At 33.7% G+C, this 11,619-nt stretch carries 5 protein-coding genes; 4 read left to right on the plus strand and 1 reads right to left on the minus strand.

Translation table 11 applies throughout. From position 1 onward, the window contains the following. The first annotated feature begins 194 nt into the window (after positions 1-194). The 4 genes from HMPREF0367_RS01525 (at position 195) to HMPREF0367_RS01540 (ending at position 10,608) form a co-directional block, all read left to right on the plus strand. Positions 195-1,088 (plus strand): hypothetical protein, encoded by an 894-nt coding sequence (locus HMPREF0367_RS01525; RefSeq protein WP_035400471.1) that lies wholly within the window; start codon positions 195-197, stop codon positions 1,086-1,088. Between the two features lie 246 nt (positions 1,089-1,334). Beyond that, the gene (locus HMPREF0367_RS01530; protein ID WP_051335120.1) at positions 1,335-5,969 is read left to right on the plus strand and encodes a GH32 C-terminal domain-containing protein; all 4,635 of its coding nucleotides are present in this window, start codon (positions 1,335-1,337) and stop codon (positions 5,967-5,969) included. 320 nt (positions 5,970-6,289) lie between these two features. Beyond that, complete coding sequence (locus HMPREF0367_RS01535) at positions 6,290-9,211, plus strand: site-specific integrase (RefSeq protein WP_035400474.1); 2,922 nt, start codon at positions 6,290-6,292, stop codon at positions 9,209-9,211. Continuing rightward, positions 9,208-10,608, plus strand: a complete 1,401-nt coding sequence (locus HMPREF0367_RS01540; protein ID WP_035400475.1) for a site-specific integrase — start codon at positions 9,208-9,210, stop codon at positions 10,606-10,608. The genes HMPREF0367_RS01535 and HMPREF0367_RS01540 overlap by 4 nt, the downstream gene beginning before the upstream one ends. A 274-nt stretch (positions 10,609-10,882) precedes the next feature. On the opposite strand, the gene HMPREF0367_RS01545 is transcribed toward HMPREF0367_RS01540, so the two are convergent. Next, positions 10,883-11,434 (minus strand): hypothetical protein, encoded by a 552-nt coding sequence (locus tag HMPREF0367_RS01545; protein ID WP_211237373.1) that lies wholly within the window; start codon positions 11,432-11,434, stop codon positions 10,883-10,885. Between the last annotated feature and the right edge of the window lie 185 nt (positions 11,435-11,619).

The raw sequence follows: 11,619 nt of genomic DNA on the forward strand, positions 1-11,619 counted from the left end.
TATCTGTTTTATAGATTGTTGAAGGTTAAGCGAACTTTATATTAACATTCATTTATTAGATTTTAACTTTTGGAATGTTAAAATGAAATAAAATAGAGTTAATAATTTTAGATTTATTCAATCACTAATTAAGAGAAAAAATCTTAATGCAAAAACAGATAAATCCATTTAGAATAAAACTAGGAGTGATCATTATGAAACGTAGACTATTTAGTATTCTTGCTATCTTATTATTTGTTTTAAGTGGGTGTCAAAAAGAACCAACAAGTAAGTATATTCTTCCTATAGAATCACAGTATTTTCTAGGTAAAGAATCTTATGAAAGTGTAAAAGAACATGATACAGATTCGTTTAGCTTGGATTCTACATATGCAAATGAAGTTACATTAGAAGAGGATTGTTTGGTTCTAGAAGCTAGCAATTCACAAATCAAAAATCTTATTGAAAATAATCAAAAAATCATGGAGGAAATAGCTCAAGAATTTGAAGCTATAAAGGATAATTATACAGTTGAATGGAGTGAAGATTATTCTTCTGTAACTTTTAATGTGGATGATGAAGGCTTGTTTTCAGATAATGCGGCAGAAGCTTTAGAAAATATGAGTCACACTTTCTGGATCAACTACATTTTGCAGACAAATTGTGCTTTGATGAATCAAGATTGTGATACAACAGTTAATGTAACTTATAAAAATGCAGATAGTGGACATATACTTTCAAAAGGTTTATTTCCATATGAAGAATTTACAATAACTCAAGAAGATTGGGAATTAAGCCAAAATCAAGATGTGATGCGTAGTATAGAGTATGACGGATACATTGATATGAAGATGATTGTTAAACAAGTGGATTCTGATAAAATCATATTCGCTCCTCAAGAAAAGGATTCATTTTATTCTAATGATGAGAGCCTTTGCCTATGTTTAGATAGTGTATATGCCGATGATATTAAACTTCCTCATCAAATTAAAGAAGGAGATGTATTTGTACTAAGAGTTGATGGAAGTTATGCTTTACATGAAGATGGGGATGATATTCCAGATATTGCTCCAGTTGCACTGATTCCTGAGAAATATTATGAAGAATAAACGATATTAATTATAAATAATTGCATGAGTTTAAGAGAAATATTTCTTAAGTTCATGCTTTTTAAATAATGGAGAATATGAAAGATTTAAACAATTTTTTATTCATTTGTCTATTAAATTTGTGACAATTGTAATTGATTTCTCAGTTAAATGTCATGACTTTTGGTATAAATATTGACTTTGTTTTTTGCAAAGGTATTATCATATTTAAAGGTGAAAGCGATTACATAAGGAGGGAGACATTTAATGAAAAGAAGGAAAACAAATGTAGCGGCTGCGGTTCTATCGTGCTCATTAGGACTCAGTACGATTTCGCCTGTGCTTGCAGAAGAGAATATCTCGGATAGCACACAATCTTTGGTGGATGAAACACAAATTGTAGAGCAAAACAAGGAAACAGAAATAAATACTTCCAAACAGACTAGTGATGTAGAAGAAACTGAAACAACAGATACATCTGAACAAGAAGTAAAAACAGACGATTCCACAGTTGTAGAAAATCCTACGGAGGAAGAAAACAACCCAAATGAAGCTACTAACACGATGGATGAAGAAATTGAAAATTCGAATGAAGAAGTGTCTACTGGGAGTGTTCGTGCTGGAATTCCGTTTACTGGCTTGACTGGTGATTTTGAAGAAACTGATACAGGCATGCGCATCAATCAACAAGATGGAGATAATATATTAATTTCTTCAGTTCAAGGCAAAATATTCTCGTTTGCCGGCGATGTCACTTTTGAGAGTGGAGTTAACAAAACATCACTGATTTTTGGTGCAGAAAAAAACACATCTCCAACAGATATTGGGAAATTCTTTGGGTTGGAATTATCCCTTTCCGGAAATGATGTACAAATCAAGTTGTTCCAAAATCCATTAAGTGACCCGACGGCTTTAGGGGATGAAATCATTTCTCCTACGACAGTTACAAGTGTCAATGATACGACACAGCCCATCCATTGGACAGTTTCTGTCGATGGCGATAATAATTTAGTCATTACGGTCAATGGTATTACTGCTCAATATGATATGAAAAAAGATTTTAAAGGTGCTTATCAGGGTGGTTACTTTGGGTTCTTAACTTTCCAGTCCCAGGTTCATATTGAGAATATGACACTAAGTGCACAACCGATTCCACAATCAAATTTCCAAACTAATTTGGAAAATCTTCATGGCTTGAATGGTACATGGCGTGAAACAGAAGAAGGTCTCTATTCTTCCGGTACTGGTGATAATTTTGCAATATCAGATACAAAGGTTAAGAATTTTGAATACAGTGCTAATATTCGTAATGAAGGTAAAAAAGGTGCCGGATCTTTATTGTTCCGTGCAGATGAAAACCCATCTGGTGGAACCATTGCTATGAATGTGGATTATTCTGCTAATGTTTTTAAGTTGTTCTCTTTTGGTTCCGGTGCGGGGACATATGAAACTGTTTCTTTAGCCAGTGTTCCGGAAAACGAAGATGGCAGCTATGATTTGAAAGTTCAAATGTATGAAAATCATTTACGTGTGTACGTCAATGGTACAGGTATTATTAATCGAGATATCGATGTTCGTCCAGACGAAGGAAGATTAGGTCTTTTAACTTGGGATGGTACGGTTATTTATCAAAATGTCCAATATAAAGAACTTGATTCCTGGGAAGATATCGAAGAACCACATTTGACAGGTATCAAGTTGCCGGAAGGTGTAACTATCACACCAGAGTTTGATGAATCTGTCAATGTTTATGGAATGGATATCCAACCTGACGTAGATGAAGCTGTTATCGGTTTAGAAGCAAAAGAAGGCACGAAACTCTATGTAACAAAGAGTGACGAAAACGGAAATATCATTAAAGAAAAAGAAGAAATCACCGATGGCACATTTACAATCTCAAAAGATGAATTCTTTGAGGATTATATGAATGTGGATGTTACGATAGAGTCGGACAGCTTTACGAGTATCGTGAATTTTGCGGTTAATAAATGGACATCAACAGAAGATCTTGCTAATGAAGAGTATCGTGCTCAATTCCATATAACGCCACAGTCAAATTTCATGAACGATCCAAATGGCATGGTGTATGATTCTACAGATGGCTATTGGCATGTCTATTATCAATATTCTACAAAAAACAACTTTAATAACCAAAGCTGGGCTCATGTCCGCTCAAAAGATTTAGTGAACTGGGAACAAATGCCTCTAGCCATCCAAATTGATGATAATGGTCTGATTTTCTCAGGATGCGGTGTAGAAGATTTGAATAATGACAGTGGATTATTCAGCCAAAATAAAAAAGGCGATTCATATCTCATCGTTTATTACACATACAATGGAGCTAATGGACAATCTCAGGCTTACGCCTATTCAACGGATCATGGTGTAACTTGGAAAAAGGGCGGTATCATTCTCGATAACAGCCATTCATTGTCTGGAGCAGATTTCCGCGATCCTAAGGTATTCCAGGTTCCAGGGGATAATGAACATTATTATATGATTACAGCTGGTGGCGATGCACAGATATTTACATCAACAAATTTGATTGACTGGGAATTTTCACAGGAATTAAAATATCTCGATGGAACGAGGATCAATTCCGAATGTCCAATGATGTATCAGGCTACTATAGAAGGCACCGATGAAACTAAATGGATCTATGGTGGAAGTGCGGGATTCTATGTTGTCGGTGATATGGTCAAAGATGAAGAAACTGGCATTTATAAGTGGTACGCTGAATCTGAAAGATTAAATGTAGAATCTAATGAAAACCCGTGGGCAGGATTTGGTAAGTATGCAACGATGACCTTCTGGGATGATCCAACAGATAAAGATCGAGTGATTGGAATCAGCTGGCTACAGGATACTAAAGATTTTAGTGGAAAAGATTATAAAGGTGTACAGTCTCTACCTCAAGAATATGGTTTGAAACTAATTGATGGAAAATATGTAATTACTTGTTATCCGGTTGAAGAAGTAGATGCGTTACGAGATACTGAAAATATGCTTTATGAAGGAACAAAAGGTATTACAGTAACTCCTGAAGATGGAAACATTCTACAAGGAGCAAGTGGAATCACATATGATCTAGAGGCGACATTTGATTTGGATGACACAACGGCTACAGAGTTTGGATTCAAACTTCGCAAAGGCAATGGACAGGAAATGGTCTATAAATACGATGTGGAACAACAGAAGATGGTTTTGGATGTTTCACAGTCCGATTCGTGCCAGAACGGCGGTGTATGGCAACAAACCTTAATTCCAATGGAGGGTAATAAGATCCAGTTACGTATCATTGTTGATCAAGGTGCTGTTGAAGCATTTGGTAACTACGGGGAAGCTAATATTTCCACTGTAGCATATATGTCTAAAGATAATATTGGCATGGAATTCTTTACAGATGGTTCTATTACCATTGATTCACTTAATATTTATGATATGAAATCAATGTATACAGGAGAATCCGGTTCTGTAACAGAAGATCAACAATTATACTTAGATGCTCCTTCTTATGTAGAAACAGGTAGTGAATTTACAGTAAATGCCAATGTATATCCAAATAAAGGAAACTCAGGTGTAACTTGGAGTTATGGAGAAGGATTAGAAGTTGTTAGCGAAGGAACTACATCAACTACATTAAAGGCAAGTCAGCCTGGTACATATACCATTAGTGCTACTGCTGGAGATCTAACAAAAGAAGTATCTGTCCGTGTAGCAGATCCTAATTTTGAAAATAATGCCGATGGATGGCAGGTGATTAGCGGAAGCTGGCAGATTACGGATGAAGGCTTGATAGGAAATAATGTCGGAACAGGAGATAGCTTCTATTTGTCCGATGCAAAAGTAAGTGCAGATAAAGCCTTCACGTTTACTGGAAATTTAAAAATTGAACAAGGTCAGGCTGCAGGAATTGTCTTTGGTGTAACTGATAAAAACAATCCAGCTGCGAACTGGTTCTGTGCAAATATTGACACAGTGGATGGAATTGCCAAGTTATTCCAAAATAATGGTAATGAGATGTGGAATGTGACAAAACCTCTATCTGAAATTACTCCAAAAACTGATGGAAGCTATGATTTAAAAATTATGTATGATGGAGCCGGCACAATGACTTATTATGTGAATGATGTCTTGGTTGGATCTAACAGTGGAACAAACTTTAGTGAAGGATATGTTGGTGTACAGACATTTAAATCAACAGCTGTCTTCAACAACTTACAAATTAATGCTGAAGGTGGAACAGTTGCAGAAATTATAGGAACAGTTGATCCAATTACAGTACAAACAGGTACATCATTGGATACAGTATTGGCACAATTACCAAATGATATCCAAGTTAGAATGGATAATAACACATTCAGTACAGCCTCAGTATCTTGGGATACAAGTGGAATTGATTTGTCTAGTGCAGGTACATATACAATTGTAGGGACAGTAGCTGGATTTAGTGACACAATTAATGTACAACTAACTGTACAGGATGAACTAGTTTCTATAGATACATCTAAATTGGAAAGTTTAATTCAAACAATTCAAAATACTGATTTATCCGGATATACTACAGATAGTGTGAATGCTTTAAAAACAAAATTAAATGAAGCTACAGCACTTCTTGAAAAAGAAAATGTGACACAGACAGAAATAGATTCTATGTTACAAGAATTACAGGCTGCATTTGATGGACTAGTAAAGAAAGATACTACAGATCCAGGAGATACTGGAGATGGAAATCAGACAACTGGTGGAGATAAGGGAAACAATTCTTCAGATAAAGATTCTAGTCGAACAAATGGAACTAATACAGGAGTTGCGGTTGGCATGGGATTGTTTGGAGGACTAGCTGGAATTTCTGCACTAGGTGCTGGTGTTCTATCATTCTTAAAACGTCGTAAAAAATAAAGAATTACTATAATTCATTTTAAGAGATCTAAGCCTATGTAAGGTTAGATCTCTTTTTAAATAAGTTAATAAATTTGTTTAGTATGACCTTACAAGTAAACCTCCTGGAACCATTGAGTTTGAATAATCCCACTACTATCAAAAAGCCTTTAAATAAAGCATTTAAGGGCTTTTTTTTATGCCTTTGACTAAAAATTGACTAAAAATATTTTCAAGGTGTATTATTATATTGGCAACTAATACTGATAAAAATAAAAATAAATATTTTGGTGCAATTGCCAAATATGAGTTTAACACTTTGATAAGTGAGGTGAATTTCAATGAAAAGTTATAAAGAAATGGAGAAGGAATTGGTTGGCTATGTCAAAAATACATCAAGTGATTCCATTAATTTAGAGAGGTTTTTACGTTTTCAAAATTATGGATTGATCCTTGATTTTGACTCCTTATCCAATGATTTTTTTCGTTGGAATCCACGAATGATTACGAATACAATTTTTGCGATGTTGGCCATAAAATCAAAATTTGAAATGGATCGTCCTCGCAAAAAAGAAGATGGATCGTTATATAAATTTTTTAAAAAACAATACGGTCAACTCATTTCTGAAAACCGAATTTATGATTTTTCTAGAGAAGATTTTGAACATTTCTATCATTGTTTTTGTGGTTACACTTTAACTCCATTAAGAGAAGAAAACATAAAAAATAGTGTTCATGTCTTTTCAAAATTCTTAATGGAACATTTCAATCAAAAAGAAATTTATGACATCTTATCAAAGTTAAATGATGATCCAGAACAGTTTTTAAACCATACGATACATAGTCTTTTTGATGAACAATTCGCTCAAGATTTTCAAAAACAATTTATAAAAGTTATACGAGGTTCTGAATTTTCAACAGTTTTAATTCAAATTTTAAGTTCAATCTATATGAAAAATCATAAAGAAAGTTTGATTGAAAATCATATTATATATTATATGTTTACTTCGAATTTAAATTGTTTTAATGATTCAGATTACGAAGGAGCTGTATTATTAGATGCTTCTCCTTTCTTTATTCGAAAATGGTTGAGAGATCCAAAATTGAAAAATGTTCACACTTTGTTTGTCTTTTCGGATGAAAACTTATCAATGTTTTGGCAGAAAAATTTTGAATCACGACCAAATTTAGAATCGGTTTATTATTCGGATTTAGAACAGTATGTTTCACAATTCTCAGATTTTAACAATCAAGTTTTAGTCTTTGGAAACCATATTGTTGACAATGGAATGAAATTATATTTAATAAATTATCTTATGAGAAAAATTCAATTTGATGCGTTTTATTTTTATGATTATGATCAAAATATTTTGAATGATTTAGAGACACAAACTATTTTCAAAGGCAATAATTTATCTGAGGTTCATCTGTTTCCGTCAGGAATCAATGATGTAAAGAGACGACAAAAATCAAGTTTATTAAAATTTCAATCAGGAAATCTTCATATAAAATTCAATGTAACTCATTATACATTAAATAAAGATGGAGAATATCAGGCTTTATCACCACGTTTATATTCTCAAAATTTATCGCAAGAGAAATTCTTTGATGAAAGAGAAAGTATTCGTAAAATTTTTAATGATGGATTTAAAGAGTCCACACGTAAAACAAATCAGCAAAGAAAAACGGCAGAATTATTTCATTTTACAGAAGAGATCATTTTCTATTTTACGTCTAGTTTTGATTCAATAAATAATAGTTATCGCGTAGGAGCGTATGCCGTAGAGCCAAGATTTTTAAAAGATGGAAGTCGAGATTTTTCATCTAAAGTTAAACTTCCTTTAACACTTAAAAACTGTCGACAATCTTCTAAAGAAGAAACTGAAAATTGGTTGAATTTCGAGTATCCGTATTCGGTTCGAAAAGGGAAAAATCCAATTGATATACGAAAAGAGATTTGTTCAGTATATAAGCAAGCGTATAAAAATAAACCAATCACGTTAAAGACATTTGTTTATTTCTATATGGAATCTATCAAAAATAGATACGGGAACAAACAAATGGAAATAGTATTGGATTTGTGCGAAATTGTTCTCGGTAGAACTTTGATAGATGATTTTTCGTCATTTTTTGTGAATGAAGTGTTGGACAATATATATGAATCAGTTGACGATGAGAGCAAGAAATACCAGGCTAAAGCTTTGTTGTCAGATTTGATTGATCAGGCAATCAAGATGAAACATGCATCGATAAATCTAATTAAAAATGAAGTGATTGAGGAGAGTAATTTAAAAGATAAAGCGTATTATCAATCTAGAAAACACTTAACCATAAAATATTTTTCTCAGACAGAAAATATAAAATTGTACAAACATATCAAAAAGAATCTCGAAAAAGATAGTCGTTATTTGGGAGCATATATAAAACTGGTCACTGGATTAGAAAGCAATATTGTATGTGCGCTTCAATGGAAGGATTTTGTTTTGTTACATGATTATAATGAAGATCATGATAAATATCAATTGATTATTCGTAAACAGTTATACAACGATGGAAGTGGTTTCGCGGAGTTTTCTAGAAAGGAATTGTATCGTAAAATCCCTTGTAGTGAAGAATTAACAGAAGTTTTATTAGCGCAAAGAGAAAGAGTCATGAATAATCAGAACATATCAAATGTTAAAGATATCGATGATTTTCCGATTATTGAAGGAGATCATCTTATTGATCAGAGTACAAGTGTAATCTCTCCGACAAATTTAAGTGCATTTTGCGGCAAACTGGTGAAGAAATTACGTAAGGGATATTCTCTGATTTCAGAAATTCCAGACTCTAAAAAAGGAACAATAGAAACAGACTTTCTTTCGTATGGCGGGGATATCTTTAAAAGTAATTTTCAACATTATGGACTCTATAAAGCTAATTTTAATCAAGGGGAATTAGATTATTTGTTGGGAAGAAAAACGGATACACCGTTTGCACGAAATTATTGTGATTTTGGAAATGATGCAGCGCAATTGGTTCTTGGTGTAAAACAGAATCGCTTTATGACAATTTTCATGAAAGATGAAAAGCCTAGAACTAAAATGACCCGATTGGTCCCAGATTCTAAAGGAGTAATACAGTATGAATCTGAAAAGCCTAGAACAAGTGCTGTTAGTATTGTGGCAACTTTATCATTGTCAGAACAAGATGAAGTAGAAATATCTATTGAAAATAAATATGGATTTGACTTATCGATCAGTAGAATAGAGAGGCAAAAATGAGAGTATTTGATCCAAAATATCCAAAATTTACTCCATATCAAAAATTGAACTTTGTAGGGGCTGTTCAACGTTATTTTGAATTTATTAATCAAGATAATAAAGAATCGACCAATGATACATACATGGATTTTTATAATAACAACATTTTCCCGTATGTAAATTATGGTAAGCCTGTAGAATCTTTTGATATCGATTATGTGGATGATTTGATTAGAAAAATCCAAGAAAAGAATGAATATAGAGATAGTACGATCTATTCAACGATTCGCCATCTCATGTATGATCCGTGCAAATACTTTTTCAATGAGTTTTATCCTGAGAATAATCCATTTGAAATTAATCCGACCGATTTTAGAAGGGGTGGAGATGGTAGTGAAAGTCAGGAATCTGCCATATTGTCCATTGTCAAATCATTAACGGTAGAAGAAGAAAAGAAGGCTTTTCAGATTCTTTTAGCTGATCCTGGAATAGATAAAGGTGAGTACCTGGGCTTAGCCGTTATGTTCTTTACTGCATGTCGAAATAATGAAGCTTGTGGTTTGAATTATGGTGATATTTTAGAAATGATCAATTATCCAAATTGTTTCTATATCCAAATCACTAAGTCGGTAGAGTATCGTACCAACACATTGAAATCTGGTGGAAAAACACAAAATGCGTTTAGAAGATTACCTCTAGTTTCTGTCTTTAAAGAATATCTAGATGAACGTATTGATTTTTTAACATCAAAGGTCCAATTTCCTTTAGAGGAGAATGGTAATGTTTATCAATCGGTATATGATCTTCCAATCGTATGTCGAGGGAATAAATACGGAACTCGTTGTAATTCAGATGATTTAACGATTACAGGGCGAAGGTTTTTAAGAGATGAAGTAGGTATTAAAAAATCCCGAATTGCGGGAATTATGGTTAGTATTTCAGAAGATAAGGATACAGAATATGACTTAGGTGAAAAAGATGTCACTACCTATTTGCTTCGAAGAAATATGGCAACGCATCTTTATACTCTTGGCTTTACTGTCCTGGAGAGTCAGTACTTCATGGGTCATAAAATGGAGGGAACAGCTTTAAAAAGATCTGACTTTGGAGATGAGACATTCTTGTATGAGATGTGGGAAAAGATTCAAAAACATCCATTAAATCAGATGGAAAATAATGTTTTGAATTGTAAAGATACTCTAATAATCAAAAATGAATCAAAGACAAAGATAGCAATTAAACCGAGTTGTGATGAAACTTATTTAATGAAAATAGAATCTAAAGAGATAAAGGATAGTGTTCTAATAGAATTAACAAATGAATTTAGCGAGCTTGACATATTTGAGGAGTCGCGGCAGCATGATAATGAAGAAGTAAATATAACTTTACTAATCAACCAAGGCTATAGAGACATATAAACATTTTCTCGAGAATGCGTGAGAATTCTCAAAATTCTCAGGAATTTCTCATTTTTGGACAGACAAATGTAATTTTTATTCCCGCAGTTTTCATTATTGTTCATATATAATAAAAATACAAATAGAACCTGTTTTCCGAGTAAAACGTTCAAAAATGGTGATAGTCTCAAAAAAATCCTGAACTAGATCTTCCAGTTCAGGATCCTTTTTATCTGTGTTTCTGTTAATAAATAATTCATTATGGGCAGATCCGTCATCTCTTTTAGGTCACGGATCAATGGTAGATCGATCCGTTTTTTCTTAGCTGCATATCTTTTTTGATATTCCACTGGAAGTATTTAAACTGGATCTGACATTCCTTTCCAATGGCTTCATGGATCTGGTCGACATTGTAGTAGATGCTTTCGTTCATCGTTTTGACCCGGCCTGAGATCACTACCTGTCTTTGAAGCTGTTTGCCCTCGTACTTGCTGACAAGGGATTCCAGCTTTTTGATCAGTTCCTGCGACTTTTTATCCGTAATGAATTTGGCAGATTGGACCGAGTCCACCAAAAGCTTGAGTTCCGGCAGTTCGAATTTCCGGGAACCTAAATGATAATAATAGTGTTTTCCTTCTTTTCCCGAAAGAATATCGAAGCCAAACTTTCGCAGTTCATCAAGATCTACATAGATCGTCTTCCGGTCCGCATTGACGCCATAGTCTGCCATTTTTTCTAAGATCTGGGCCATGGTCAACGCATGCAGATCATCGGTTTCTTCCGATAAGATCTTGACCAGATACAACATTTTCAGTTTTTGATTTTCACCTTTTCGTACATTTGCCATTATTGTTTTCTCCTATCTCGAGAATAGCACGTCCGTTTCTGCCCGACAATATCACAAGGTTCTTTTTTGGGACGGTTGGCAAGCGAAGCATTCTTCAGTAAAATAGGATAGAAACAGGAGGTCATGCCATGAAAAAAAGCTGGGGCATCTTTTTAGTGATTTTATGTCTGATTGGCCTTTTTTTA

The organism is Faecalitalea cylindroides ATCC 27803 (genome assembly GCF_000469305.1).
GTDB classification, from domain to species: domain Bacteria; phylum Bacillota_I; class Bacilli_A; order Erysipelotrichales; family Erysipelotrichaceae; genus Faecalitalea; species Faecalitalea cylindroides.